This is a genomic window from Paenibacillus sp. EKM211P (genome assembly GCF_011066175.1).
GTDB lineage: Bacteria > Bacillota > Bacilli > Paenibacillales > Paenibacillaceae > Paenibacillus > Paenibacillus polymyxa.
Genome location: NZ_JAAMNS010000001.1, coordinates 95,437 through 120,852 on the forward strand (window position 1 = coordinate 95,437; position 25,416 = coordinate 120,852).

The 25,416-nt window shown below is 43.7% G+C and carries 24 protein-coding genes; 14 read left to right on the plus strand and 10 right to left on the minus strand.

Annotation, left to right across the window (positions count from 1 at the left end):
• Nucleotides 1-152 precede the first annotated feature (152 nt).
• From G9G57_RS00465 to G9G57_RS00480, 4 genes are all read left to right on the plus strand, one after another.
• Nucleotides 153-1,652 (plus strand): malate:quinone oxidoreductase, encoded by a 1,500-nt coding sequence (locus G9G57_RS00465; RefSeq protein WP_164964362.1) that lies wholly within the window; start codon nucleotides 153-155, stop codon nucleotides 1,650-1,652.
• A gap of 365 nt (nucleotides 1,653-2,017) precedes the next feature.
• Nucleotides 2,018-2,596: a TetR/AcrR family transcriptional regulator gene (locus G9G57_RS00470; protein WP_016822504.1), complete on the plus strand. Its 579-nt coding sequence runs from the start codon at nucleotides 2,018-2,020 to the stop codon at nucleotides 2,594-2,596.
• Between the two features lie 79 nt (nucleotides 2,597-2,675).
• On the plus strand, nucleotides 2,676-3,386 hold the full coding sequence (locus G9G57_RS00475; protein ID WP_113050663.1) for an SDR family oxidoreductase: 711 nt from the start codon (nucleotides 2,676-2,678) through the stop codon (nucleotides 3,384-3,386).
• Between the two features lie 173 nt (nucleotides 3,387-3,559).
• Nucleotides 3,560-4,135: a histidine phosphatase family protein gene (locus G9G57_RS00480; protein WP_107733658.1), complete on the plus strand. Its 576-nt coding sequence runs from the start codon at nucleotides 3,560-3,562 to the stop codon at nucleotides 4,133-4,135.
• Between the two features lie 89 nt (nucleotides 4,136-4,224).
• Here the strand turns inward: G9G57_RS00480 and G9G57_RS00485 are convergent, their stop codons facing one another.
• Both G9G57_RS00485 and G9G57_RS00490 read right to left on the minus strand, forming a co-directional pair.
• Nucleotides 4,225-5,292 (minus strand): DUF4367 domain-containing protein, encoded by a 1,068-nt coding sequence (locus G9G57_RS00485; RefSeq protein ID WP_113050662.1) that lies wholly within the window; start codon nucleotides 5,290-5,292, stop codon nucleotides 4,225-4,227.
• Nucleotides 5,253-5,831 carry an RNA polymerase sigma factor gene (locus tag G9G57_RS00490; RefSeq protein WP_164964463.1) on the minus strand — a complete coding sequence of 193 codons (579 nt, stop codon included), beginning with the start codon at nucleotides 5,829-5,831 and terminating at the stop codon, nucleotides 5,253-5,255. The genes G9G57_RS00485 and G9G57_RS00490 overlap by 40 nt, the downstream gene beginning before the upstream one ends.
• 210 nt (nucleotides 5,832-6,041) lie before the next feature.
• On the opposite strand from G9G57_RS00490, the gene G9G57_RS00495 reads away from it, so the two are divergent.
• Nucleotides 6,042-7,124 carry an elongation factor G gene (locus G9G57_RS00495; protein ID WP_225683710.1) on the plus strand — a complete coding sequence of 361 codons (1,083 nt, stop codon included), beginning with the start codon at nucleotides 6,042-6,044 and terminating at the stop codon, nucleotides 7,122-7,124.
• Nucleotides 7,125-7,187: 63 nt separating this feature from the next.
• Here the strand turns inward: G9G57_RS00495 and G9G57_RS00500 are convergent, their stop codons facing one another.
• On the minus strand, nucleotides 7,188-8,633 hold the full coding sequence (locus G9G57_RS00500) for a DEAD/DEAH box helicase (RefSeq protein WP_164964363.1): 1,446 nt from the start codon (nucleotides 8,631-8,633) through the stop codon (nucleotides 7,188-7,190).
• Between the two features lie 286 nt (nucleotides 8,634-8,919).
• Between G9G57_RS00500 and G9G57_RS00505 the strand changes: the two genes are divergently transcribed.
• A complete protein-coding gene (locus tag G9G57_RS00505) occupies nucleotides 8,920-9,330 on the plus strand; it encodes a YjdF family protein (RefSeq protein WP_164964364.1) in 411 nt (136 codons plus the stop codon).
• Nucleotides 9,331-9,475: 145 nt separating this feature from the next.
• On the opposite strand, the gene G9G57_RS00510 is transcribed toward G9G57_RS00505, so the two are convergent.
• The gene (locus G9G57_RS00510) at nucleotides 9,476-10,057 is read right to left on the minus strand and encodes a TetR/AcrR family transcriptional regulator (RefSeq protein ID WP_164964365.1); all 582 of its coding nucleotides are present in this window, start codon (nucleotides 10,055-10,057) and stop codon (nucleotides 9,476-9,478) included.
• A 321-nt stretch (nucleotides 10,058-10,378) separates the two neighbouring features.
• On the opposite strand from G9G57_RS00510, the gene G9G57_RS00515 reads away from it, so the two are divergent.
• From G9G57_RS00515 to G9G57_RS00535, 5 genes are all read left to right on the plus strand, one after another.
• Nucleotides 10,379-11,440, plus strand: a complete 1,062-nt coding sequence (locus G9G57_RS00515) for an LLM class flavin-dependent oxidoreductase (protein WP_019689040.1) — start codon at nucleotides 10,379-10,381, stop codon at nucleotides 11,438-11,440.
• 26 nt (nucleotides 11,441-11,466) lie between these two features.
• Entirely contained in the window at nucleotides 11,467-12,405 is a 939-nt protein-coding gene (locus G9G57_RS00520; protein WP_016324913.1) for an alpha/beta hydrolase, read from the plus strand.
• Between the two features lie 294 nt (nucleotides 12,406-12,699).
• Nucleotides 12,700-13,656: an endo-1,4-beta-xylanase gene (locus tag G9G57_RS00525; protein WP_126666312.1), complete on the plus strand. Its 957-nt coding sequence runs from the start codon at nucleotides 12,700-12,702 to the stop codon at nucleotides 13,654-13,656.
• A 188-nt stretch (nucleotides 13,657-13,844) separates the two neighbouring features.
• Nucleotides 13,845-14,396 carry a TetR/AcrR family transcriptional regulator gene (locus G9G57_RS00530; protein ID WP_090889164.1) on the plus strand — a complete coding sequence of 184 codons (552 nt, stop codon included), beginning with the start codon at nucleotides 13,845-13,847 and terminating at the stop codon, nucleotides 14,394-14,396.
• Complete coding sequence (locus G9G57_RS00535; protein WP_016822518.1) at nucleotides 14,396-14,767, plus strand: DMT family transporter; 372 nt, start codon at nucleotides 14,396-14,398, stop codon at nucleotides 14,765-14,767. Before G9G57_RS00530 ends, G9G57_RS00535 begins: the two co-directional genes overlap by 1 nt.
• Before the next feature lie 108 nt (nucleotides 14,768-14,875).
• Here G9G57_RS00535 and G9G57_RS00540 read toward each other — a convergent pair whose 3' ends face one another.
• Genes G9G57_RS00540 through G9G57_RS00550 form a run of 3 tightly spaced genes read right to left on the minus strand, consistent with a single transcriptional unit; the run spans nucleotide 14,876 to nucleotide 18,511 of the window.
• Nucleotides 14,876-16,222, minus strand: coding sequence for a GntP family permease (locus tag G9G57_RS00540; RefSeq protein WP_016822519.1), 1,347 nt, complete (start codon nucleotides 16,220-16,222; stop codon nucleotides 14,876-14,878).
• 26 nt (nucleotides 16,223-16,248) lie between these two features.
• The gene (gntK, locus tag G9G57_RS00545) at nucleotides 16,249-17,787 is read right to left on the minus strand and encodes a gluconokinase (protein WP_016822520.1); all 1,539 of its coding nucleotides are present in this window, start codon (nucleotides 17,785-17,787) and stop codon (nucleotides 16,249-16,251) included.
• Nucleotides 17,780-18,511, minus strand: coding sequence for a GntR family transcriptional regulator (locus G9G57_RS00550; protein ID WP_016822521.1), 732 nt, complete (start codon nucleotides 18,509-18,511; stop codon nucleotides 17,780-17,782). Before G9G57_RS00550 ends, gntK begins: the two co-directional genes overlap by 8 nt.
• A gap of 214 nt (nucleotides 18,512-18,725) precedes the next feature.
• Between G9G57_RS00550 and G9G57_RS00555 the strand changes: the two genes are divergently transcribed.
• Together G9G57_RS00555 and G9G57_RS00560 are read left to right on the plus strand one after the other, a co-directional pair.
• Nucleotides 18,726-20,021 (plus strand): GntP family permease, encoded by a 1,296-nt coding sequence (locus G9G57_RS00555; protein ID WP_016822522.1) that lies wholly within the window; start codon nucleotides 18,726-18,728, stop codon nucleotides 20,019-20,021.
• A 21-nt stretch (nucleotides 20,022-20,042) separates the two neighbouring features.
• The gene (locus tag G9G57_RS00560) at nucleotides 20,043-21,188 is read left to right on the plus strand and encodes a glycerate kinase family protein (protein ID WP_045244770.1); all 1,146 of its coding nucleotides are present in this window, start codon (nucleotides 20,043-20,045) and stop codon (nucleotides 21,186-21,188) included.
• Between the two features lie 165 nt (nucleotides 21,189-21,353).
• Here the strand turns inward: G9G57_RS00560 and G9G57_RS00565 are convergent, their stop codons facing one another.
• Both G9G57_RS00565 and G9G57_RS00570 read right to left on the minus strand, forming a co-directional pair.
• Nucleotides 21,354-22,349, minus strand: a complete 996-nt coding sequence (locus G9G57_RS00565; protein WP_049828229.1) for a CdaR family transcriptional regulator — start codon at nucleotides 22,347-22,349, stop codon at nucleotides 21,354-21,356.
• Nucleotides 22,350-22,626: 277 nt separating this feature from the next.
• Entirely contained in the window at nucleotides 22,627-23,745 is a 1,119-nt protein-coding gene (locus G9G57_RS00570) for an RDD family protein (RefSeq protein WP_164964366.1), read from the minus strand.
• 247 nt (nucleotides 23,746-23,992) lie between these two features.
• Between G9G57_RS00570 and G9G57_RS00575 the strand changes: the two genes are divergently transcribed.
• The gene (locus G9G57_RS00575; RefSeq protein WP_164964464.1) at nucleotides 23,993-24,550 is read left to right on the plus strand and encodes a GNAT family N-acetyltransferase; all 558 of its coding nucleotides are present in this window, start codon (nucleotides 23,993-23,995) and stop codon (nucleotides 24,548-24,550) included.
• On the opposite strand, the gene G9G57_RS00580 is transcribed toward G9G57_RS00575, so the two are convergent.
• Nucleotides 24,531-25,415 carry a GNAT family N-acetyltransferase gene (locus G9G57_RS00580; protein WP_164964367.1) on the minus strand — a complete coding sequence of 295 codons (885 nt, stop codon included), beginning with the start codon at nucleotides 25,413-25,415 and terminating at the stop codon, nucleotides 24,531-24,533. The two genes, G9G57_RS00575 and G9G57_RS00580, sit on opposite strands and share 20 nt — an antisense overlap.
• Nucleotide 25,416: the final 1 nt, after the last annotated feature.

Genomic DNA, 25,416 nt, shown 5'->3' on the forward strand with positions numbered 1-25,416 from the left:
TCAGATAAAAGTAGATATAATTTTTAAATGATTATATTTAAGTTATAATGGAGATAGAAAAGGTATGTTCCTGAGTGGAGCCTTGCTTCTTGAGTCAGTTAAGCAGGAGGGCCTGCTCTTTTTTGCAAATATAAGAGATAAGGAAGGTTTTTATGAATAGTATTCAGAAAAATACAGACGTTATCTTAATTGGTGCCGGGGTCATGAGCGCGACTCTGGGATCATTGCTGAAAGAGTTAGCACCGGAATGGGAAATTAAAGTGTTTGAGAAACTGGCAAGTGCAGGAGAAGAAAGCTCTAACGAATGGAATAATGCAGGTACGGGTCATGCTGCACTGTGCGAGCTGAACTACACATCTGAAAAATCAGACGGATCTGTAGATATTCGTAAAGCGGTTAATATCAACGAACAGTTTCAGCTCTCAAGACAGTTTTGGTCTTTTCTTGTCAACAGTAATTTGATTCGTAATCCACAGGACTTTATCAGGCCAATACCCCATATGAGTTTGGTAATGGGTGAAAAAAACGTATCTTTTTTAAAAAAGCGCTTTAAAGCGCTTTCAAGTGTTTCACTGTTTCAAGGCATGGAATTTTCCGATGACCCTGAAAAGCTGAAGGAATGGATTCCGCTAATTATGGAAGGCCGTGCATTGAATGAACCGATTGCGGCAACCAAAATCGACTCTGGAACAGATGTCAACTTTGGTGCTTTAACACGCATGTTGTTTGACCATTTAAAAAGCAAAAATGTCGAGATTAAATACAAGCATAGTGTAAAGGATATTAAACGTGCGAGCGACGGCTCGTGGAGAGTCAAAGTGCATAATCTGGATAACGGAAAAATCGAATATCATACTGCCAAATTCGTTTTTATCGGTGGTGGGGGCGGAAGTCTACCTTTACTCCAAAGAACTGGCATTCCTGAGTCCAAATATATCGGGGGATTCCCGGTAAGTGGACTATTTATGGTATGTAACAATTCTAAAGTGGTCGCCCAGCATCATGCAAAAGTATACGGTAAAGCGAAGGTCGGTGCTCCTCCTATGTCTGTCCCGCATCTGGATACTAGATACATCGGTAACCAAAAAGCGCTGCTGTTTGGACCGTTTGCCGGCTTCTCACCAAAGTTCCTGAAAACGGGTTCAAATCTGGACCTGATTGGTTCCGTAAAACCCAATAACCTCATCACGATGTTGGCGGCAGGGGCAAAAGAGATGGCATTGACCAAATACCTGATTCAGCAAGTGATGTTATCGAATGAAAAGCGCCTGGAGGAATTACGCGAGTTTATTCCCAACGCCAAAATTGAGGACTGGGATATCGTGGTAGCAGGTCAGCGTGTGCAGGTGATCAAAGATACAGAGGGCGGTAAAGGAACCCTTCAATTTGGTACGGAAGTGGTTAGTTCCGCTGACGGCTCGGTGGCTGCATTGCTCGGTGCTTCTCCGGGGGCTTCTACTGCTGTTCACGTTATGCTGGAGGTATTAGAGAAATGCTTCCCACAACATATGGAAAAATGGGAACCAAAAATAAAAGAGATGATTCCTTCTTATGGATTGTCGTTAGCGGAAAACTCAGAGCTTTACCAACAGATCCACAATACCACTACAGAGGTGCTGGGTCTGGGCGAAAAAGAACCGCTGCATCGTTAATTTTACATGGCTAGTAACTCGATCATCCAAATATTTTAATAAAATACAAAGTAATCTTACAATACGTATTCAGTCGCATAAGCAACAACGTGAAGCGGTGGGGAGCTCCCACCGCTAAAATGCTTGCTTACGAGTGCGAAACTTTGTAATCCTTCTGTGTTTATTGGTGTTTGCTAAAGCGATTACAGTAATCATGGAGCGGGCTATAAAGGAGGAAAAGTAATTCTTTACCGATCGTTCCCGATATGTTAGGATAAAGCCAGACAGAGAAGAAAGACATATCAGCGACCAATGTAGAACGATCGTTTCCAAAAGGTCATGCAAATTAATCCAAACCTATTCTAAGTGGTCAGGGGGTAGCTACGATGGCCAGGAGCAAAGAATTTGAGGAAAACGTTGTTCTGGAAAAAGCTATGAAGCTGTTCTGGGAGCAGGGGTATGAGAAAACCTCGATGAATGATCTTGTCGAGCACATGGGGATCCATCGAAGAAGTATCTATGATACTTTTACCGACAAGCACACCCTGTTTCTTAAAGTGATGGACCGATTCGGAGAGCGAGTTAGTGGTAGATGGTCGGCAGGGATCAAGCAATCCCAGACGGCTAAGCAGGCACTTCAGTTCATTTTCGACTTTATCATTAATGGTGAAGAGGACGTACCGCCCGGTTGCATGTTCGTGAATTCGGCTGTCGAATTAGCAGCTCGGGATGAGGAGATTGATGCGATAGCGACGAAGGCCTTTGCAAAATCGGAGGAGCTGCTTGCAGAAATCGTAACGTGGGGACAGCAAAACGGCGAATTCACACAGCAGTACGAAGCGAAGGAATTGGCTGAGTATCTGCAAAATGCCTTAGCGGGACTGAGGGTGATGGTGCGGACTTCCGTTCCGAAAGAAAAGCTGCAACGGATAGCCGAGTTAAATCTACGTATTTTAGAGACATAGACGATACACGAAAACAAATTTTTTTCATGTTATTAGAACGATCATTCTCAATTTTATAAAAATGAGGAGGAAATAAATCATGACAAACAAAATCGCGTTAATTACCGGAGCAAGCAAAGGAATCGGACTGGAGATTGCCAGACAATTGGGGCGGCAAGGCATAACGGTATTGGTTGCTGCGCGCACGAAAACAGCAGCAGATGAAGCAGCGGCCGGGCTATTGCAAGATGGCATTCAGGCAGTCGGCGTGAAGCTGGAGGTTACGAATTCTGCACATATCGCGGAATTGGCGCAATTCATTGAGAAGACTTACGGTCGGCTGGACATTTTGGTCAACAATGCAGGCATTTTGGCAGAAAAAGCGGGTTATGACGGGGATGCTTTCAGAGATACTTTTGAGGTGAACACGTTCGCACCCTATTTGATTACAGAAGCACTGTTGCCATTACTGTTAAAGAGCGAAGCAGGCAGAATCGTCAACCAAAGCAGCGCTATAGGCTCGATTCAGTTCCAACTTTCCAATAAACGGGTGCAGCGGCTTGCTACCCCGGCTTATGCAGCTTCCAAAGCAGCTTTGAATATGCTGACGGCCTACTGGGCACAAAAAAACAGTGGGACGCATCTGAAGGTTAACTCCGTACACCCCGGCTTGGTCAAAACGCAGATGGGTGGGGAAAAGGCGGAACTGTCGGTGGAGGATGGAGCAAAAACGGCGGTCCGACTGGCGACCCTGCCAGAGGATGGTCCAACAGGCGGATTCTATTACATGGATGATCAGCTTCCGTGGTAAAGCGTTATGCATGAAAGAAAAAGATAATATATGACATTGTAACAGCAATTATCAGTTCGTGTATGGTGAGTGCAGACTGGATTGGTCATACCGAAGGATTTGCTCTAAAATTATAACCAATGGGCGGTTTCAGGAATCACGAGAGCAAAACGATATCCTTTAAGGAGGCTATTTTGGAAACTTTCATTTACATGGTGAGACATGGCGAATCACCGAAGACGGAAGGAAATGAAAGAACTAGAGGGTTGACGGATAAAGGGAAGTCAGATGCCTATCGAATAACGGAATTACTGAAAGGAGAGGGGATCGGGGTCTTCGTTTCAAGTCCATATCAACGAGCAATCCTAACCATCCAAGAATTAGCCCGATGTTCAGGACAAGAAGTTTTGGTATTCGAGGATCTTAAAGAAAGGATCTTTTTGAATGAAGACCACCGAATGCCCGATGAGGAATTATTCCCTTTATTAGATAAGTCATTTTCTGATCCAAACTTTGCTTTACAGGGAGGAGAGTCTAATACGATTTGTCAGAACCGAAGTATAGCAGTTCTAAAAGAATTGTTAAAAACCTATCGAGGACAGAAAGTTGCATTAGGCACTCATGGGGCAGTTATGACTTTAATGATGGGGTATTATGACAAGCAGTACGACTTGGATTTTCTACTACACACATCCAAACCAGATGTATACAGAATGAAGTTCAACGATCAGGAGTTAGTCGAGGTAAAAAGATTATGGTGTATGCGGTAGTGGTTTGTGAGGAAAGGTATAGGGACTATTCTTTAAAAAGAGACTACCCTTGGCGAAGGGCAGTCTCTTTTTAAATCTTACCGTTGCAGCTATTGTGGTGAACCATTAAGCAAATCTTCGGCTATTTTAACCAAATCTTCTTTGGTCAGCGGGCTGTCTTGGTTATCGGATATGTTGTAGTGTAAATGTCTTTTTTCATCGAGCCATCCCAGTCGGTTTTTTCCTGCTTCCAAGGGCTTGCTTGCTTCACTTGCCCTGATGTAATAGACCTTGGTTCCTTTGATTGTCACTTGCTCAGCCGAATCCTGTTCATTTTGCATGATGGTCGTCTTCGTGACTTCAGGAGTGTATTTGGTGACGGTAATGTTTACATAGTCGTTTCCTTTCGCATACCGGGCAAAGGAGGAGTCTGACTTGTCCCAGCTTAGCTTTTGAATAAACAGATTTTCACCCTCCGGTGCAGCTTTGGCCTGTTGCATCAGTTGATCGGTTAAAGCGCGATATTCCTTTTTATCCATCATTCCAGGATATGCAGCGACTGGATAGACGTATCCAAATTCAAACTTGTAGCCATCCGGTAGATGAGTGGGATTGCTGAGTAATGGAGCCTCAGTCCGCTTGATTTCATCTTGTAAGCTGTTGAAACTTGAGAGTTCAGCCGGTTTGTACGCAAACAGGGCCGGATTAGATAGGTTTTTTTGATTCATAGAATCGTCCTTGACGTAATAGGCAGCATACTCTCCTGGCTGCAAACGGCCTTTCACCTCTTTGTCCCACTGTGCGTAGGTCGAGGTATATGCTTTGGAGGCGTCCGTTTCGGTAGGGGGTTTGGCGGTATTTAATACAACGGCGCCCTTACTGTTGCGGAACTCAAGATATTGTGAAGCTGCGTATCCGGTCACAGAGGCCCCTACTACAAAAAGCAAAATCATGATGGGGACAGTCAAGCGAGGCTGAAAATGGATTTTTCCGATATTTCCTTTTTTGGGCATCGCCTTTTGGTAGACCTGTTCCATCACTTTGTCAGAGACGTCAAAAGCCTGAATTTTCAAAGCGTTCTCTGGCTCGGTTAGCTTGTCCATGTTTTTTAATCCCCTGTCTTGCAGATCGGTGTATTTCAGGCTTTGTTTTTGAATTCTGTCTTGTAACTCACGCATTTTTGGTCCTCCTTTAGGGGCTCCATTATTTTTTTGAGCTTTGTTTTTGTCCTGCCGTATTTTTTCTTGATAGCATCCTCGCTTTTGTTCATGATTTCCCCGATTTCTCCAAACGTTTTTTCTTCAAAAATGCGCAGCACCAGCAGGTTACGCTCCTCCGCGTTCAGTTGGTCCAACGCTCGGCTCAGCGGTTCACTGAAAAGCTGACGTTCCATAACCTGCGCTGCACTGTCTGAAGTCATGTTAGTTGAGGTGAACAGGCTAAGTTTAAATTTGCGCTGTAGATTCTTCCTGCGAATCAGGTTCAGGCAGTGATGATAGGCCATTTTATACAGCCAGGAGGAGAAGCCCACTGTCGGCTTGTATCTGCTAATTTTCTCAAAAGCATTGACGAAAATATCCTGCACAGCCTCTTCTGCCTCCTGCTCACTTCCTAATAGCCTCCAGCAGTACACAAAAATCTGACGCTGATACTCCTTTACAATGTAGGCACCCCCTCTGATCAAAAAGAAAATTATATCTGTATAACAAACGAAGATGACCGAAAGGGACACTTTGTCTAAAATTTTTTTAAGTGTTCTATCAACTCTCTAAGAGAATACGATAAAGCAGAACAATTATCACCCACGTGGTTAGTTTTATAGAGTTAAAGGTATATTGTGGAAGTGAGGGGATGGTAAAATGAAATTAAGATATTCCAGTAATAGTAGGCCCATCTCGTAAATAAATAGGAGAGGACACAGTTTCTAATGAATGAAAATGCTAAGAAATATAATTTTGATAATGTGATGCTTTACCTTCATGATCAAATGAAGCTGCTACCTAACTTAGAATCAAAATATATTGGATTAACCATGCCATTTCCTCGACAAGCTGCGCTACGAAGTAGGATTATTGAAAGTATTGAGACATTGAAAGCATACGATGAGGACGTTTGTATTGCTGTTCATTTTAATCAATCTGATGCTGGGACTATTGAATATAAGAAAATAGTTTTTATAGGAACGGATTACTTGCATCTAAAGAAAATCGCTGATTTTATGAAAAGACAAGACATTAAACTGGATATCAAAGACACCTGTATACTCTATAGAGAATGTACTACTGACTTGAATATAAATTTAAAAGGCAATCATTCCAGAATAACAAGTTTAAATGACTTATTTGCAGGAGTTGAAATTCATATTGATCATTTAGAGGCTGGAATGGGATATCAATATGAAAATAAACAAGTGAAAGAAGATATTATTCATTATTGCTGTCATAAAGACGATGAGGAAGGTAAGGAGCTTGGATACCAATTATTTGTAAAATCGTTGGATTACTTCTCCAAGAAATTATTAGCTGAAGGTTTTGTATTAGGGTATCCTGCTGTAGATTCAAAAATTAAAATAATGAAGGCCTCTTGTTCAATGTGTTTTTATCGAGATTATTATTACATTAATGGAGCACATGTATCGCTCGAAACCGCTATGCTTGAGGCAGATTGGCAAATATGCGAACCATTGATGCAGGTCCATATGACCTGTAACAAGCTATATTTTAAAGGAAATTCCTTTTTTAGTGGGGTAGAAAATCTATGTATACTCGACGAGGACGAAGATAATTGTAAATTATCATTTAAATCTATACTTTCCACAATCATTGATATTTTAAAAGAGATGTATAACCAAAAAAAAGATGTTTCGGACTTCCATATGGAATTGGACAGCTATGTGCCAGTTGAAGATGTTACTCAGTTAAAAGAGAAATTCAAAGTGATTTATAATATCGATAAATGGAAAGATGAATTAGAGGAGCAAGAGATGAACTCGGCCATCCCGCCTGTATAGCTTACGAAAGCCATCGGCCGTACTGAACGGGATTGCCTCACTCTTTTTTATACAGCGTACCTTCTACTTATGACCTTTGCGTACCTTTAAAAGCTTGCCCTTTACGGTAGTATTCTTCATAATCTCAAGCACCAGTGGGCCCTTGCCATTCAGAATCTCAACATCTGTCACATTATCCAGAATCGTAATGATCCCGATATCATCTGCCGTTACCCCGTCAAGCTTAGCGATGGTGCCCACAAAGTCGACAGCTCTAAGTTTTTTCTTCTTACCGCCATTAAAATTGAGCTTCATAATTTGTTGGTTTAATTGCTCGCGTTTGTCGTTTTTGAGTGCAGTTTTTACATGTAGTTTCCGCTCAAAATCTTCTCTGTGAAGATCAACGGCCTCTTCTGAGGGGGCCTTTACTTGCGGAATTGCAAATCCAATGTATGCTTCGATATCAGCTAATCGTTTGCTATCTTTAGGAGTGATTAGAGTAATGGCTTTCCCTGTTTTGCCAGCACGTCCTGTACGTCCTGTACGATGAACATAGCTTTCTTTTTCAAGGGGAATATCGTAGTTGATGACATGGGTGATATTCGTGATATCAATCCCTCTGGCGGCTACATCAGTTGCGATCAAGTAACGGAATTGTCCCCTTCTGAATGCGTTCATTACCTCAAATCGCTCATCTTGCTCCATGCCGCCATGGATGCGATCACATGGATATTCGAGGTCAGCCAATGCTCTGAATAGTGTATCTACATGCTCCTGCGTACGACAGAAAATGATGCAGCTGTCAGGGTTCTCAACAATGAGCAGATCCTGTAGCAGAGCCAGCTTGTCCGCCTCCCGCACCTGAATAAGAGAGTGATCAATCGTGGCTGTGGTTACACCTGTCGCCTTGATCTCAATTTCCACAGGATCGTTCATATATTTACGTGACAGTTTGGCTACATCTTCGGGAAAAGTAGCGGAAAATAACATCGTAACTCGGTCATTAGGCAGTGCCTGAATAATCGACTGAACCTGCTCGATAAAGCCCATATTCAGCATCTCGTCAGCTTCATCAATCACGAGATAGGCAATTCGATTTAAGGATAGTGTGCCTCGTTCAATATGATCTAGTACACGTCCGGGCGTACCTACAGCCACATGTGTTCTTTGTTTTAGCTCGGCCTTTTGTATATGAAAAGGATGTTTCCCATAAAGAGCCGTTGCTTTTATCCGCTTAAAGCGTCCGATATTCGTGATGTCTTCAGTAACCTGTAATGCGAGTTCACGAGTTGGTGTCAGGATTAAAGCTTGGGGCTTATTCTCATTCCAATCTACTAGCTCACAAAGTGGAATACCATATGCTGCTGTTTTGCCGCTGCCTGTTTGCGATTTGGCCACAAGATCCTTCTTCGCAAGCGCAACGGGAATAACCTCCGTTTGAATCTCTGTTGGCGTCTCATAGCCCAAGCTATTCAGAGCCCTCACAATTTCTTCACTTAATGGATAATCTGCAAAATGCTTCTGACTCATTCTCAACCTCTTCTGCGCTGTATTTAAGTACCATTACATATATCATGTCATCGTGTACCGAACTTATACTCATCTAGTATACTCTATATCCAGGTTCACTCTAATACATATCAGCGATTAACTTGCTGTTTTCCAGTAAGGCAACTATACTTTTTCTGAGACGAAAAAACACAGTCTGGTTGGTAGTCCAGACGCATGGACGACTCTATATTAGCAAGAGTGCCATGTCAGTGACCTTCCCCCCTCGGGATGTCCATCGTTTCGATTTAAAATGAGGGGGATTCAAATGAAGCTTACGATTTATCATGATGGACAGTATTGGGTTGGAGTCGTGGAGGAGCAGGACCAAGGGAAATTGAAGGCAGCCAGGTACATTTTTGGTACAGAGCCTAAAGACGAAGAAATTCTCCATTTTATCCGAGAGGAAATGTGTGAACTTGTTAGTCGGCTGTCACAAGAGGTGGCTGTAAAGGGGTCTGAAACGAAGAGGGTCAATCCAAAGCGGCTAGCAAGGCAGGCAGCGTATGAATTAAGGCGAAAGGGAGTCTCCTCCAACGCACAAGAGGCCTTAAAGTTAGAGTATGAGAAGCGTAAGTTGGAGAAACGTACTTACTCCAAACAACAAAAGGAATCTATGAAGGCACGGATAAGGGAATTAAAGGAGAAAAAAGCGAAAGAAAAACATCGCGGACATTAATAAAACCTCCATACTTATCCGCAATTGTAACGCATGTTTTATCTCGGCATATGTGAAAACATGTGTTACACACAAAGGGCACCCGACTGGGTGCCCTTTAAACTGTTGTATAGAGATTTATCCGCTAAAATGAATCCATTCCAAATTACTTAAGCAATGTCAGTGTTACTTCTATTGTATTATCAATAAATGATCGTTCTGGACGAGACTTTATCATGACGGTCAGACCAATTAACGATACAACTAATGCCTGTGATACAGCCTTCGCATCTAGTCCGATCTCAAGCTCACCTAATTGTATCCCTCGTTCAATGGTTTCTTGAAAAATGACTGCTAGGTACATTTGATGCTCCCTTGTAAGAATTTCAAACTTCTCATCATGGGGCGCAAGTTCAACCATTGTATTAATGCAAAAGCATCCTTTTCTAGGATTTTCCGCATACTCCTCTTCAACCACACCCTCAAAAAAAGTACGAAATGCTTCTTTTACAGATGGAATGCTTTGAAGTTTGGTTCGGATCAGAGAAGCACGGGACATCGTGTATTTGCGTAGCGCGGCTTCGAACAATTCTTTTTTGCCCCCAAAAGTGGAATATATACTGGGGCGTTGAATTTCCATTCTGGAAGTTAAATCACTTAATGAGGTGGCTTCATATCCCTTTTCCCAAAATATTTGCATAGCTGCATCTAAAACTTTCTCTTCGTCAAATTCGCGGGTTCGTCCCATAACAATACCTCTCGTTACTCATGATTTTATTCTTAATGGCTCCATGTATCTGATTATAATGTTCAGTGACATTCATTTGATTACCAATTGGTACGTTATTATCTTATAATTAGTCCTTAAAATTGTCAAATGAAGGTTGGTCTTTCCCGAAAAGAGGAGGTGAATATGAAAGAATAATCAAAGTGGATTTACTATGATTGTTGACAGTATTCTTTTTTGTGAGTTATATTTACTGGGGAAAATAACATACCAGTTGGTATGATATTTTATTGTTATTCAATTGGCACACAAAGAAAGCTATTAGAACGGGAGAGATAGACCATGGAGATAGGTATTACCTCGTTTGTAGAGACAAAGCCTGATGCTCAGACAGGCGAAGTGATAAGTCACGCACAGCGGTTGCGTGAAGTTGTCGAGGAAATTATCCTTGCTGATCAAGTGGGACTTGATGTGTTTGGTGTAGGTGAGCATCATCGAAAGGATTATTCGGCATCTTCACCAGCAATGGTGCTGTCCGCGGCTGCAGCGCAGACACAACGGATTCGGCTAACCAGTGCAGTGACGGTGCTTTCTTCAGCTGATCCGGTGCGCGTTTTTCAAGACTTTGCTACGCTGGATGGTATTTCAAATGGACGTGCCGAGATTATGGCGGGTCGGGGTTCTTTTATTGAATCTTTTCCTCTGTTCGGCTATGACTTGGATGACTATGATGAGCTGTTTGAACAACATTTGGAACTTCTCCTTAAAATACGGGAGTCCGAAAAGGTAATCTGGAAGGGCGGTCATCGGCCAGCCATTAACAATTTGGGCGTGTATCCACGGCCAGTTCAGAACCCTTTACCAATATGGGTAGGCAGCGGGGGAAGGCAGGATTCTGCTATTCGTGCAGGTCTGTTAGGACTGCCCTTGATGCTGGCGATCATTGGAGGAAACCCGATAAATTTTGCACCGCTTGTCCAGCTTTATAAGAAAGCAGCAGCGCACGCTGGTCATGATGAATCGCAGCTTAGGGTTGGGTCGCACTCGATAGGATTTGTCGGAGAGAATAATGAGCAAGCGGCAGATACATATTTCCCTTCTACGATGGCAGGTATGAATAGATTGGGTAGGGAGCGAGGCTGGGCGCATTATGATCGTTCCAGCTACGATGCCGCGCGCAGCTTTGAAGGTGCGCTGTATGTTGGCGATCCCGAGACGGTTGCCCAGAAGATCATTCATCTTCGCAAGCATGTAGGTGTTACACGCTTTATGCTGTATGTTCCGTTAAGCACGATGCCGCATGCCGAGGTGATGAGAGCCATTGAGCTACTTGGAACAGAGGTAGCACCCCGAGTGCGGAAGGAAATAGCCAAGTGGGAAGCGGAGACGGAAAAAAGACTATAAAATAACCTAACATAGGAGTGATTCGCATGGATTTTGAAAATCGTTTATTACCAGAACTAAGGTCAGTAATTGCACAATTTCCCGGTTTTCAACTGGAGGAGAATTTAGAACTGAGCAGAAGTTATTTGTCGAGTCCGCCTATTGAGCAGTCGGAACACGTACGCACGACAAGCCGGATGATTCCGAGCGTTGCAGGCGAGATATTAGTCAAAATCTACGAACCTGCCCAGCGAACTGATGTTAAGCTTCCGGCCATGCTGTGGATTCACGGGGGAGGCTATGTAATGGGGCATCCTGATATGGACGATGCTTTGTGCGAACGCTTCGTGCAGGCGGCTAATTGCGTCGTCGTATCGGTCGATTATCGACTTGCTCCCGAGCACCCCTACCCAGCTGCCATCGATGACTGTTATGCCGCTTTGACGTGGATGACCGATGAAGCTGAGCTGCTGGGCATCGACTTGGACCGGGTCGCAATTGCTGGTGCAAGCGGGGGTGGCGGTCTAACCGCAGCACTTGCTTTAATGGCTCGTGACAAAGGCGGACCAGCCCTTATCTTCCAAATGCCGCTATATCCGATGATCGACGACCGCAATGTTACGGCATCAAGTCATGAAATTACGGCCGATAATGCACCATGGAGCCGGAAGAACAACTTGACGGCCTGGAACATGTACTTGGGTAATCGTACCGAAGATAGCGAGGTTTCCCCATATGCGGTGCCGTCGAGAGCAGAAAGCTTGGCTGGTCTGCCGCCGACCTACACGTGCGTAGGGCAGCTCGATCTATTCCGAGATGAGACGATCGAATATGTGGCACGCCTTGCCCAAGCGGGCGTTGACGTCGAATTTCATCTGTATCCCGGCACATTCCACAATTTTGAAGGGATGGTTCCTCAAGCAGAAGTAAGTCAACGCGCCAGCCAAAGTTATGTAGACGCGATTGCAAGAGCGCTTAATCCTTAAATAATTAAGGAGCGGTCTTCAGGTGATATGCTCCCAAGAAGATAGACAGGTTGAATAATAAAACCTACTACTGTGAAGGGAGTATATCACTTTTCGCAGCAGCCTTTTGTTATCGTTTCAGAGTTGTTTGGGATTCGTGTTGTGGCTGTTCTGCAATGATGTAAGATTTTTCGGGTTAATTCTATACTTTCACATGTAGCAGAAAACGACTATTCATTCTTATAATTGGAAATGTAAGCGCTTAAATATTAAGGGATGAGTATTATCAAACTATATGTGTGAGGAGGAGATTTTATGTTAAGAACTAAAGTGGGCAAGCTGGTGAGCAGTTTGGCGTTGGCGGGTGTGTTGTTATCATCTGTTCTGGTCAACCAGGCTGATGCTGGCCTGGCAAATGGAAGCAACTTTCTGGGGAATATCATTGCGGGCAGTGTCCCTCCTAGTTACGGGACATACTGGAATCAAGTGACGCCGGAGAACTCGACTAAGTGGGAATCGGTTGAAGGCAGTCGTAACAACATGAACTGGTCGCAGGCGGATACCGCCTACAATTATGCCCGTAGCAATGGTTTCCCGTTCAAGTTCCATACGTTGGTATGGGGTGCCCAGGAGCCAGGATGGGTTAAAGGACTGTCGGCTGCTGATCAGAAAGCGGAAGTGACTCAGTGGATTAAAGCAGCAGGTCAGCGCTATCCGAATGCGGCGTTTGTAGATGTGGTGAATGAGCCGTTGCATCAGAAGCCGTCCTACCGCAATGCCATTGGTGGTGACGGGTCGACCGGATGGGATTGGGTCATATGGTCGTTTCAACAGGCTAGACAAGCTTTCCCGAATGCCAAACTGCATATAAATGATTATGGTATTATCAACGACCCTTCTTTAGCCGACCAATATGTCAATATTATTAATCAGCTCAAGAGTAGAGGCCTGATTGACGGTATTGGCATTCAATGCCACCATTTCAGTATGGACAACGTCTCAGTCAACACGATGAATACTGTACTAAATAAGCTGTCGGCGACCGGGTTACCGATCTATGTGTCGGAACTGGATATAACTGGGGATGATAACACCCAACTTGCCAGATACAAAGAGAAGTTTCCAGTCCTTTGGCAAAACCCCTCAGTGAAGGGAGTTACGCTTTGGGGGTATATCCAAGGACAAACTTGGAAAGATGGTACACATCTGCTGAACTCGAACGGCACGGAACGCCCTGCGCTCCAATGGCTGAGACAGTATCTGAAGAGATAAGCTATAGGTGGCACTTAAAACCCAACAGATGCGGACTTTTGCTAAATACCCGGGCTGGGTAGTTGTTTGTTTGAAGAAGTCTTGGCTGAAATGTTACACGCCCAAGGCTTCTTTTTATTTAGCTTAAACGTATCTTTTACTTGAAATAAAACCGTCCGGACGGTATAGTTAAATGGGCGGTGATCAGAATGAACACAACTAAAAAAACATTAAAAATAGAATTAATACTTAAAGCGGCTTCTATGATTGTGCAAGAAGAAGGAGTAGAAAAATTAACGTTAGAAGCGGTGGCTAAGAAAGCGGGAGTAAGTAAGGGAGGATTGCTTTACCATTTTCCGAATAAAGATGAATTGATTCTGGGAATGGTTGAACAGCTATCGACTAGCTTTATCGCCGAATTTAATGAAAGGGCAGAAAACGATACACATTCCCAAGGTAGATGGACTCGCGCTTATATGAATACGTCATTTTCCGGGGATCAGGATGCAAGTGACCTGTATACCGCTCTCTCGGCAGCACAATTTACGAACCCTCACATGCTCAAGCTGCTTCAGGATGAGTATGCGAATATCCAAAATAAAATCGAAAACGACGAATTGGACCCAGTCCGTTCTACGATCGTCCGATTAGCTATAGACGGTTTGTGGTTTGCCGAAATGTTCGGACTCGCTCTTCCCAATGAAGAATTGAAGCAAAAAATTATAGAAGAATTAAAGACATATATAAAGGAGAATGAATGATGGCTTATTTTTTCTTGGCAATCTCTATTGCTAGTGAGCTTATTGGTACTTCAATGCTAAAAGCTTCAGAAGGTTTTACGAGACTGTATCCGACTCTATTCACGATTGTCGCGTTTGTAATCTCTTTCTTCTTTATTTCACTAACCCTCAAGACACTTCCTCTTAATATGACCTATGCCATCTGGTCAGGGGTGGGGGCTGTTGCTACAACGGTGATTTCAGTATTGATCTGGAAGGAGAAAATCAACACAGGAAGTATCGTAGGGATTGCTTTAATTGTTATTGGCGTGGTGGTATTGAACCTATTTGGTGCAGGACATGGTGAGGCAAAAGGAACAACAGAAGCAACCAGTTCAATCGTTCAAAAGTGAAATAAGGTGATATCACTCCAGTTCGTAAATAGGCGGTAGTTCCTCACTTATCGACTTAGAAGATTCTAAGAATGATAAGTGGGAAATCTACCGCCCGGAAATCATGGTTTATACGAATAAACTTAGTATTAAGATGAATCCTAATCCGGCTACAGAAATGATGGTTTCAAGCAATGTCCATGTGGCAAAGGTTTCTTTCATGCTTAAACCAAAATACTCTTTAAACATCCAGAACCCGGCATCGTTAACATGGGAAGCTATTAAGCTACCCGCTCCCGTGGCAAGCACGACTAAAGCAAGATTAACGTCGGATTGTCCTAACATCGGAATCACTAAACCAGCGGTTGTTAAAGCTGCAACAGTTGCAGAACCCAGGGAAATACGTAAGATTGCAGCGATGATCCAGGCTAGCAGAATTGGTGATAATGTAGTTCCATTGAATAAATCGGCTACATAGTCACCTACGCCGCCATTAATCAGTACTTGTTTGAAGGCACCGCCTCCCCCAATGATCAAGAGCATCATTCCAATATGAGTAATAGCCGTTGTACAAGATGCCATTACATCTTTGATTGGAATTTTTCTTGCGATTCCCATGGTGTAGACGGCAACCAGTAAGGAAATCAACATGGAAGTGGATGCATCACCAATAAATCGGATCGCGGCCAGTAAACTATTATCTTCAAACCCCATTGTTTTTTGAAGCAAAGTAATAATCGTAGCAATCGACATTAAGATGACAGGAAGCATTGCCGTAAATACACTGATTCCGAATCCAGGAGTTTCCTCAGACTTAAATACTTTTTGTTCTCCTAAAGAGGCAATATTACCGGTTTTCGTAAATGAGGCAGGTACGAGTTTTTTGGCAAGCTTCGTAAATACAGGGCCAGCCAAAATAACAGTTGGAACAGCAATAATGAAGCCATAAAGTAAAACCTCACCCAGATTCGCGCCATATTCACCAGCAATAACAGTCGGTCCCGGATGTGGAGGTAAGAAACCGTGTGTTACGGATAAAGCAGCGACCATCGGAATACCGAGATATAAGATAGAAACCTTTAATTCTTTTGAAATGGCAAATACAATTGGGATTAATAATACTAACCCTACTTCAAAAAATAACGCAATTCCGATAATGAATGAAGCAGCTACGACCGCCCATTGAATATTTTTTTCACCAAATTTGTCAACGAGGGTCATGGCAATTCTTTGGGCACCACCAGAATCCGCGATCAACTTCCCTAACATCGCTCCGAGTCCAAAGATTAACGCTAAGTGACCCAATGTTCCGCCCAATCCAGCTTCAATGGTTTTAACAATTTCCTCTAATGGCATTCCAAGGGCTAAGGCTACACCGAACGATACAATGATTAAGGAAATGAAGGTGTTTAATTTGAAGCCCATGATTAAAACGAGTAATGCTAAAATTCCAATCGCTACAACGACTAATGGCATTGTAATTACCCCCTGTATTTATCCTTTTAGTGTTTAATTAAGCCTCTTTGGTAATGAGCAATCCGTGTATAATCTTCTTCCAATACTCTGGATAGGTTAATGAAAATCGGTAGCAACTTCCTATATTCCTTGGTTGCTTCTTCTTTGGGTGCATGTTTGTTGGTACTGCCAATCATTTCAGAAACCACTTCAAATGATTGGATTTTTCCAGTGGCATACAAGCCTAAAATACAAGCTCCTAGACAAGAACTTTCGTAGCTTTCTGGAACGACGACTTCAGATGCGAATATATCAGACATCATTTGCCGCCAAACATCTGACCTTGCGAAGCCTCCTGTAGCTTGGATTCGGGTCACGGGACCATCCATGCATTCGGTTAGGGCCAAAAATACGGTGTATAAATTGTAAATGACTCCTTCTAAGGCTGCGCGAATCATATGTTCTTTCTTATGCGACATCGTTAAACCGAAGAATGAGCCACGTACGTCTGGATTCCATAAGGGAGCACGTTCACCAGCTAGGTAGGGATGGAATAACAATCCATCAGACCCGGGCCTTACGCGTTCAGCAATTTTGGTTAACACATCATATGGATCAATTCCTAGTCGTTTCGCTGTTTCTACTTCTGATGAGGCAAGCTCGTCACGAATCCAGCGAAGAACCATCCCGCCATTGTTTACCGGTCCGCCAATGACCCAGTGCTTTTCCGTTAAGGCATAACAAAATATTCTTCCCTTTTCATCTGTTTGCGGCTTGTCTATGATGGTTCGAATGGCACCGCTTGTCCCAATAGTGACGGCAATTTCGCCTTTTCGTATCGCATTGACACCTAGATTAGAGAGAACTCCATCGCTGGCCCCAATGACAAATGGTGTTTGTGGATCGATCCCCATCTTTTTTGCTAAATCTGAATTACAGTCGGTAAATATTTTGGTTGTGGGCACGAGCTCAGATAGTTGAGAAGGGGTTATACCCGCAATTTTTAATGCTTCTTCATCCCAATCCAGCTTTTCGAGATTCATCATGCCCATGGCTGAAGCCAGGGAATAATCAACAACATATAAATCAAAGAATTTTTTGAAAATGTATTCTTTAATTCCGATATATTTTTTAACTTTGATAGCGATTTCAGGAAGGTCATTCACAATCCAAGCTATTTTAGTTAAGGGTGACATGGGGTGGATGGGTGTTCCTGTTCGTCTGTAGACCTCTTGGCCGTTCAACTCCTCTTTTATTTGATGTGCCCACGCTTCACTGCGATTATCTGCCCAAGTGATACAAGGCGTAAGTGGTTGATCATGTTCACCCATGGCAATGACACTATGCATGGCACTGCTAAATGAAACAAACGATAGTTTTTTTTGTGAGTGATGTTTCATGATATTCGAAGTCGCTTGTAGGACTGCTTGAAAAATCTCCTCAGGATTTTGTTCAGCTGTCGCTATATCTGGTGTATAAAGCGGGTACCCGATATTTTCTTGTTGGATGACTTCACCTTTTTCACTAAATAAAACGGCTTTCGTACTGGTGGTTCCGATATCTATACCTAACATGTAGTTAGTCATTTTGTGGCACGACTCCTTTGGACAGCAGTTGTTGGGACATCCATAAGTCTTCTACTTTACCTTGAACATCATCAAAGTTTTCATGTAAAGACTTAATCATAAGGTCTCTATCTTTTGCCTGGATTGCTTCAATATAAAGTTCATGATTTGATACAATCCGTGTAAAGTCTTCATACTTTTCATTGAAACGCATACGCATCGACAACAGAATGAGGCTTTCCATCACGGGCTTTAGGTTATTCCAGATCATCAGAATGTATGAATGATTAACTGCACGAATAATCGTTTCATGGAACAAGACATCTTGATATGAAAACTCATCGGCATCACTATATTTGACTGCGACTTTCATCATTTCGAGTATTTTACTAAGTTCCTTTGCTAAATCATGAGTGTCCATCTTTATAAGACGTTCAAATACGAAGGATTCTATAAGTAGACGAACATCATAAATTTCTTCTATTTCTTTCTCTGATAGACCAATAACGACCGCACCCATTCTTTCGAGTCGGATGATATTTTCAGAAGCCAATATTTTTAACGCTTCACGAATGGGTGAGCGACTTACAGCAAAATCAGCAGCTAATTTATTTTCAGATAGTATGGTACCGCTTTCAATTGAGCCGGAAATAATACGCATTCTAAGCTCGGATGTTACACGGTCTCCAGCAGAGGCTTTGAGAAGCCATTTGGAGGGATATAGGAATTCACTGGACAGAACCATAAATTCACCTTCTCATTAATCAAGTATACTTGTATACAAGTATTATAATCTAAAATTTTAAATTTGCAAGCGTATTCATTAAATTGATTTTGTAAGCCTGTTCGGGCCTTTTTGTGCAAATGCACAATCAATTTCGTCTGTTCTTCAATATAATTCACACGTTGCAATCGATATAATGAAAGCGTAATCAAAAATTGCCCGGGGGGTTAGACAGATGGAAGGGTTAACGATCAGTTGGATAGGAGCTCTAGCAGGGCTGGCTATTGCAATTATTTTGATATTAAGAAAGCTGAATCCGGTTTACGCTTTATTTTTGGGAGCTATTGTAGGCGCTTTATTGGGCGGAGCCAATCTGGAGCAGACGATCAGCGTGCTAATTAGTGGTACGCAGAGCGTGATGGGGACGGTCATTCGTGTGCTCGCGGCAGGTGTATTGGCAGGCGTGATGATGGAGTCTGGGGCAGCGGAGACAATTGCACAGGCTATTGTAAAGAAGTTTGGCGGCAGTAAAGCGATCCTTGCACTAGCGTTAGCGACGATGATTATTACAGCTGTAGGCGTATTTATTCCCGTGGCCGTGCTCATTGTGGCACCTATTGCCTTGTCGGTTGGGAACAAAATGGGGATTTCCAAGCTGGCTCTTCTGCTGGCCTTGTCTGGTGGCGGAAAGGCGGGGAACATTATCTCTCCGAATCCCAATACGATTGCGGCGGCGCGCGGGTTTAATCTGGATTTAAGCCACGTTATGTTGGCGGGTGTGGTGCCCGCGATATGCGGATTAATCATGACGGTTCTGGTGGCGTCTATGTTGAAAAACAAGGGCGTGAAGGTATCCGAACAGGACATTATGGATAGTGATGTCGATACGTCGAAGTACCCGGCATTGGGACGGGCGATTGTAGCCCCGGTGGTAGCCGTTATTTTGCTGATGATTAACCCGATTGGTTCCATCTCTGGCATTGAAGCACTGTCGAACTTCAAGGTCGACGCGATGTACATTTTGCCGATCGCCGGGATTGTAGGTATGCTGGCCATGGGACAAGGGCGCAATATCCTGAAATATTCGGCTTCCGGTTTGAATAAAATGACGGCAACCGTGCTCATCTTGATCGGTGCAGGTGGGATTGCGGGTCTGATTTCTGCGTCTAATTTATCTGCTCAGGTAGTTGGCTTGATTGAAGCTTCGGGAGTTTCTGGCACATTTTTGGCACCGCTTGCAGGGATTCTGATGGCGGCCGCCACAGCATCGACTTCAACTGGCGTTATTTTGGCGACTGGCTCGTTTGGGGAAGCCATTCTGAACATGGGAACAGCCCCGTTAGCTGCCGCTGTGATGGTGCATACAGGAGCTACCGTCATTGATTCCTTGCCACAGGGCAACTATTTCCACGTTACGGCAGACAGCATGAAAATGAGCATTAAGCAACGGATGGGATTAATCCCTTATGAAGCTATTGTGGGCGGGACTATGGCGATTGTAGCAACCATATTGTATGGATTCATACTTTAATATTCACGATGGGGTGACAAAATGAGAGAGAAAACATTTGTACTGGCACCGGATTCTTTTAAAGAAAGCATGACGGCAAAGGAAGTGTGCATCGCAATGGAGAAAGGATTGCGCAAGGTCTATCCGACAGCCCATTATGTCCACGTTCCGATGGCAGACGGTGGTGAAGGAACAGTGCAGTCACTGGTGGATGCGACAGGCGGGCAGCTTCGTTACATGGAGGTGACAGGACCGCTTGGAGAACCTGTAAAAGCGGCATATGGCTTGCTGGGAGACGGCACCACTGCGGCAATCGAAATGGCATCTGCCAGCGGAATCCATCTGGTTAATAAGGACAATAAAAACCCGTTAAAGACAACAACCTATGGTACGGGTGAGTTAATACGTGAGTGTCTGAACCAGGGAATTCGAAAAATTATCATCGGCATTGGCGGAAGCGCGACGAATGATGGCGGTACAGGTATGGCGGAAGCGCTGGGGGCTAGATTTCTGGATGCGGCAGGCAATACTCTTCCACGCGGCGGCGGCAGTTTGGGCGAGCTGGACAGCATTGATATTTCATCACTGGATGACCGCTTGCAGCAGGTGCAATTGATTGTAGCCTGTGATGTGACAAATCCGTTATGTGGGGAGCATGGGGCATCTCGTGTATTCGGCCCACAAAAAGGAGCAACCCCGGAAATGGTGCAGCAACTGGATGCTAATCTTGCCCATTATGCGGATGTGGTGAAGCAGCAGCTGGGAAAGGATGTGCGCGATCTTCCAGGCGCGGGTGCAGCAGGCGGATTGGGTGCTGGTTTATTGATTTTTACTCAGGCGGCGCTGCAAAAGGGCATTGAAATCGTGATTGAATACACCGATTTAAAACAGAAGCTCGCCACGGCTGATATCGTATTGACGGGAGAAGGCGGCATTGATTTTCAGACCAAATTCGGTAAAACTCCGTATGGAGTAGCTCAGGCAGCCAAACAATCGGGCAAAAAGGTCATTGCGGTTGCAGGTTATATCGGGGAAGGAATCGACACGCTATACAAGGAAGGAATAGATGCGGTGTTTGGCATCGTGCCGGGAGCCTCGGAGCTGAGTAAGCTGCTGGCCGAAGGGCCACAAAACGTAGAGCGTACGTGCGAGAATATCGCGAGAGTACTTCAAATCAGTGAGAAATGATCGGATTGATAGGCGAGGAACATAAAACGGCATAATATAATTACAATGGAATACGAGCGCTCGCCTGTAACCCCGGTTTTCTTTAGCCAACGGAGATTGGTGGAGAAATTCGGGAGTGACGGCGAGCGAAAACTATTACAGTGTGCTTTGGCGTGACACAGCAGTTTATTGATACAGCGCCAGTAGGCCGTGTGTAAGCTCAAAAAGCTGAAGGAGATTCCGAGGATCTTTGCCAGTTAAGGTATGGATGCGCTTCAAGCGGTATTGCAGTGTATTTCGGTGAATGTTTAATTCATCTGCGGTAAAGGAGACACTGCCATTATGATTAATAAAGCTCCGCAGCGTATCCAGCAAATCCACGGTATCTTCCAGCTTGCTGACCAGGTGGATTGTGTTAGTCAGGTTGGTTTGGCTTAATTTGACCAAGAATTCGACTTCTGCAAAAGAGACAATCTGCACAGGTGGACGCAGAGCTAGTACAACATTCATAGCGGACTTGGCTTGCATATAAACATCCGCAATGCTGTGCTCTTGTCTGCTGATGGCAATCAGCACATCAGGATGGCTGCGTACAAGTGGTTCCAGTAGCTTGGTCGTTGGTTCCTGATTTTGCATCAGGATGAGATAACTGTCTTCCTCCATACGAAAGGATGGATGCTGCATGAATATATTGGATAATTCGGCGAAATGAGCAGGATCGGAAGGAAGATGCTTTACATATACGGCCGAAGTTTTGAGAAGCAAATCAATGTGATATTGAGCAGCTTCTTTTTTTATTTTTTGGGTATAGGCTCCCTGATGATTTAACAGCATTTCCAGTACAGATTTTTTGCGGTTGGCCTCATGGGCCAAGTGCTCCAAGGAAATACGCTGTTCAATCAGGAGAGACACCGTAGTTTTAACAATATTGCAAAAAGGACGCACTTCGTCAGGATTGCCTGAAATACCAATGACACCAACTAGCTCATGATGAATGACAATCGGTTCATTGGTTCCTTTTTTCTCGTAATGTCCGTCCTGCCACACTTCAATCATTTTCCCGGTTTCGAGCGCCTGAACAGCCCCTTGGTGAATGGTTCCGATTCGTTCACTCTCGCCGCTGCCAATGATGATGCCTCGTTCATTCATAATATTGATATTGTATGGAATATCCTTCATCATTTTGTCTACGATGTCTTGGGCTTGTCTTTCGGAGAGCGGAAACAGATCAGGATTCCTCCTTTATCTAGTGATGTAAGGTGTTTTACTGCATCACATTAATTGAAAGGGCTTTCAAATTGTTGTGCATCTGAACAATATAATAAAACAGGGCGCCGAACATGTCAGCCTATTTTATCATAGATATCAAGAGTAGTTGTATGCGAAAAAACAAGGCTCCAAGGAGCACCTGTCTTTTGCGTCTTATTCTTTCATTATTCGTCCTGGTCCGTCACGCTGTCTAAGGTCGAACCTCACGAAAGCTATAGGTAATATCATGAATTTCTTTCTTTAAACGGCTATATTTTGATGCAGGCGTATACCCGATGATCTGATAGAAATTATTTTCAGTCTCAATAATAGCTACATGGGTGACATAATGGTTTATATCCTTCTGTCCTTTAATCGTGAACTGAGTGGCAGGATATCCTTGAATCGTAGTGTTGGATGAAGGTCCTACTGTAGAGAGGTTAAACTCTTTGGTCATGTTGTTTTGAATTTTCTTTGTGTAGTACTGGCGCGTTACATTACCCAATTTCTCCTTCGAATTGGATCGTACGATAACAGACTTTTCAATGTAGGGATTGAATATCGCAATATCTGCTTTTCCTTCCCGGTCCGGGTCTGTCGACCAGTCTAATGGGGCAGAAATCTGAAAATGTCCATCTCTACTTACAAAGCTCTGCTCCTGCTTGCTTACCGGAGCTTCACTGGACTTGTAACTGTTTGCCAGTACAAAAATAGCATTTACAAACGAGGCTCCCAAGATCACCATTGCGGTAATAAATATGAAGAGCGACCGTCTCATTGTCTTTTTGCTAATCGGCTCCAAGTCCCGCACCTTTACCACATATGTACCTGCAGCTAAATCACCAATTCGTTGTCTAGAGGCAGTTACTAACACGCTGATACCAGCAGGTAGTGAACCCATTAGCAATGGATTGGTGTCTATTAACCTGAGCAGCGTACGAATGAGTGATTTAAGAAAACCAGGAGGTCTTCCTTCTCCGGTAACCACCTTAATACGAAAAACGAATTTGCCAAGCGTATAGCCTGTGTAACCTTCCAAGAGCAAATAATAGCAGAAGAAAGCTATAATCAGAATGCAACGGGAAGCAATCGCTAAGGGCAACAACCATCTGTCTGTTATCTGAATGACTGAGATAAAGAAACAAATATACCCGATTATAAAAAATATAAAATCAAAAAGGGTTGCTCCCCAACGTCTAAACAAAATAGACGAACCGTAGGTTTTTGATATTTCGGCCATTCTGTTTGTTTCCCCATAGTTTTGCCCATGCCGAATGTACTTCTCTCTTACTGCTACTTGTGAATTCTGTGGTATGTGCTGGTCTTCCAAATCGTACACCTCATTTTAATAATCCATAATTTAAAAACACACTCCTTATATAACGGTCTTTTTATCATCCATGATTAGGAAAACATTCTATAAACAAAGAACTAATTATAAATATCCCTTTAGAGGTATTCTTTCATTTACTTTATAATTGGAAGAAGCAAGTAATGATCATCGAATATTGAACTTAGCGGCATAGGTATGCAAGGAAAAGCTTGCGAAAGTGAACAACGGAGAAGGCGGTGAGAATATGAAAGGTGAGTTTCCGGTTATAACAACCGAACGTCTTGTATTACGAAAAATGGTAGCGACGGACAGCAAGGACATGTTGGAATACTTTTCAGATGAGCAGGTGATGAAGTTTTACGGGCTGAGCCCATTTGAGTCTGAACAGGAGGCACTGGATGAGATCCGTTGGTATGATCGGATTTTGGAGACAGACCAGGGAATCCGCTGGGCTCTTCAAACGAAGGAAGGTAAAATCATCGGTTCTTGCGGATTTCATAACTGGGATCAACGTCATCACCGGGCAGAAATGGGCTATGAATTGTCCAGAGCCTATTGGGGTCAAGGGTTAATGTCCGAGGCACTTGCGGCTGTGATCAACTATGGGTTTCATATCCTACCGTTGAACCGCATTCAGGCACTAGTAGAGCCGGAGAATACACAATCCTTGCGTTTGCTTGAAAAAGCAGACTTTCGGCAGGAAGGAATCCTGTCCCAGTATGAATTTACGTCCGGAAAATATGATGATCTTTGCATGTGCGCACTCGTTAAATCAGAATATATCAATCGTTCTCAGAAATGAGAGAAGTAGTTGGATCAAGGGGTATACACATTTCATATTGCTCAATAGGGTCCTTCGAGAAGCCTGTTTTTTGGATAAAGCCTTCAAGAGAGTTATTGTCGGACAGGCAGATATATACCTTCTCGGCCTTTTGGGTTTCTGCCGCTTTATGAAGTAGGGTACGTCCAAGGCCTTGGTTTCGATGTTTGGGATCGACCCGAAGAAAGTTGATTTTACCTTGAGCACTCATAGCAATCATACCGACTCGGGTTTGATTCACCGCATAGATGCCGAGAAAAACTTCCTGTGTGCTGTTAGCGTAATAAGGTGTGTCACTTTGCCAATGGATGTGACAGTCGGTAAGAGTTGTACGAAAATCTGCGACATCATCAAATGTTAGTTTCTTAAACATGTACGGTGATGAGGGAGCGGGAGAGATTGATGGGACAGTACCGTTGTAGTATTTTAGCGTATAGCGTACCTCATAGCCGTGCTTTTTATAAAACTGGACAGCCCGATCATTATCCGTGATGACTTCGAGCCATAGCTGCTGACAGTTCTCGGAGATGGCCGTTTGTTTATGCAATTCGAGCAACCTGTTGCTAATACCCTGGCCACGGTAAGCTGGACCGATGCATAGCGTGCCGCAACGCATGGTCTTATACCCGTCAAACTGCCGGATACCGCCTAGAATCAAGCCAATTGGCTGATCTTCATCCATGGCAAGGAAAGAGTGGCTCCGTGAATTACCCTCTGGACCGAAAAAACGTGCCGCGAAATCGTCTTGTTCCATGGTCAGGCGAATGGAATAGTCTGAGAATCCGAGCGAAAATGCCTGGAAAATGTGCTCCATGCTGACTTCATTGCATCTCAAATAGGTGATCACT

Excerpts from the sequence above, each read along its gene's own strand:
- G9G57_RS00560 (WP_045244770.1), top strand. The coding sequence starts at position 20,043 with ATGAGAGAGAAAACATTTGTACTGGCACCGGATTCTTTTAAAGAAAGC.
- G9G57_RS00540 (WP_016822519.1), bottom strand. The coding sequence starts at position 16,222 with ATGCCATTAGTCGTTGTAGCGATTGGAATTTTAGCATTACTCGTTTTA.
- G9G57_RS00505 (WP_164964364.1), top strand. The coding sequence starts at position 8,920 with ATGAAGCTTACGATTTATCATGATGGACAGTATTGGGTTGGAGTCGTG.
- gntK (WP_016822520.1), bottom strand. The coding sequence starts at position 17,787 with ATGACTAACTACATGTTAGGTATAGATATCGGAACCACCAGTACGAAA.
- G9G57_RS00470 (WP_016822504.1), top strand. The coding sequence starts at position 2,018 with ATGGCCAGGAGCAAAGAATTTGAGGAAAACGTTGTTCTGGAAAAAGCT.
- G9G57_RS00530 (WP_090889164.1), top strand. The coding sequence starts at position 13,845 with ATGAACACAACTAAAAAAACATTAAAAATAGAATTAATACTTAAAGCG.
- G9G57_RS00525 (WP_126666312.1), top strand. The coding sequence starts at position 12,700 with ATGTTAAGAACTAAAGTGGGCAAGCTGGTGAGCAGTTTGGCGTTGGCG.
- G9G57_RS00565 (WP_049828229.1), bottom strand. The coding sequence starts at position 22,349 with ATGATGAAGGATATTCCATACAATATCAATATTATGAATGAACGAGGC.
- G9G57_RS00550 (WP_016822521.1), bottom strand. The coding sequence starts at position 18,511 with ATGGTTCTGTCCAGTGAATTCCTATATCCCTCCAAATGGCTTCTCAAA.
- G9G57_RS00515 (WP_019689040.1), top strand. The coding sequence starts at position 10,379 with ATGGAGATAGGTATTACCTCGTTTGTAGAGACAAAGCCTGATGCTCAG.
- G9G57_RS00495 (WP_225683710.1), top strand. The coding sequence starts at position 6,042 with ATGAATGAAAATGCTAAGAAATATAATTTTGATAATGTGATGCTTTAC.
- G9G57_RS00575 (WP_164964464.1), top strand. The coding sequence starts at position 23,993 with ATGAAAGGTGAGTTTCCGGTTATAACAACCGAACGTCTTGTATTACGA.
- G9G57_RS00520 (WP_016324913.1), top strand. The coding sequence starts at position 11,467 with ATGGATTTTGAAAATCGTTTATTACCAGAACTAAGGTCAGTAATTGCA.
- G9G57_RS00500 (WP_164964363.1), bottom strand. The coding sequence starts at position 8,633 with ATGAGTCAGAAGCATTTTGCAGATTATCCATTAAGTGAAGAAATTGTG.
- G9G57_RS00555 (WP_016822522.1), top strand. The coding sequence starts at position 18,726 with ATGGAAGGGTTAACGATCAGTTGGATAGGAGCTCTAGCAGGGCTGGCT.
- G9G57_RS00465 (WP_164964362.1), top strand. The coding sequence starts at position 153 with ATGAATAGTATTCAGAAAAATACAGACGTTATCTTAATTGGTGCCGGG.
- G9G57_RS00485 (WP_113050662.1), bottom strand. The coding sequence starts at position 5,292 with ATGCGTGAGTTACAAGACAGAATTCAAAAACAAAGCCTGAAATACACC.
- G9G57_RS00475 (WP_113050663.1), top strand. The coding sequence starts at position 2,676 with ATGACAAACAAAATCGCGTTAATTACCGGAGCAAGCAAAGGAATCGGA.
- G9G57_RS00510 (WP_164964365.1), bottom strand. The coding sequence starts at position 10,057 with ATGGGACGAACCCGCGAATTTGACGAAGAGAAAGTTTTAGATGCAGCT.
- G9G57_RS00535 (WP_016822518.1), top strand. The coding sequence starts at position 14,396 with ATGGCTTATTTTTTCTTGGCAATCTCTATTGCTAGTGAGCTTATTGGT.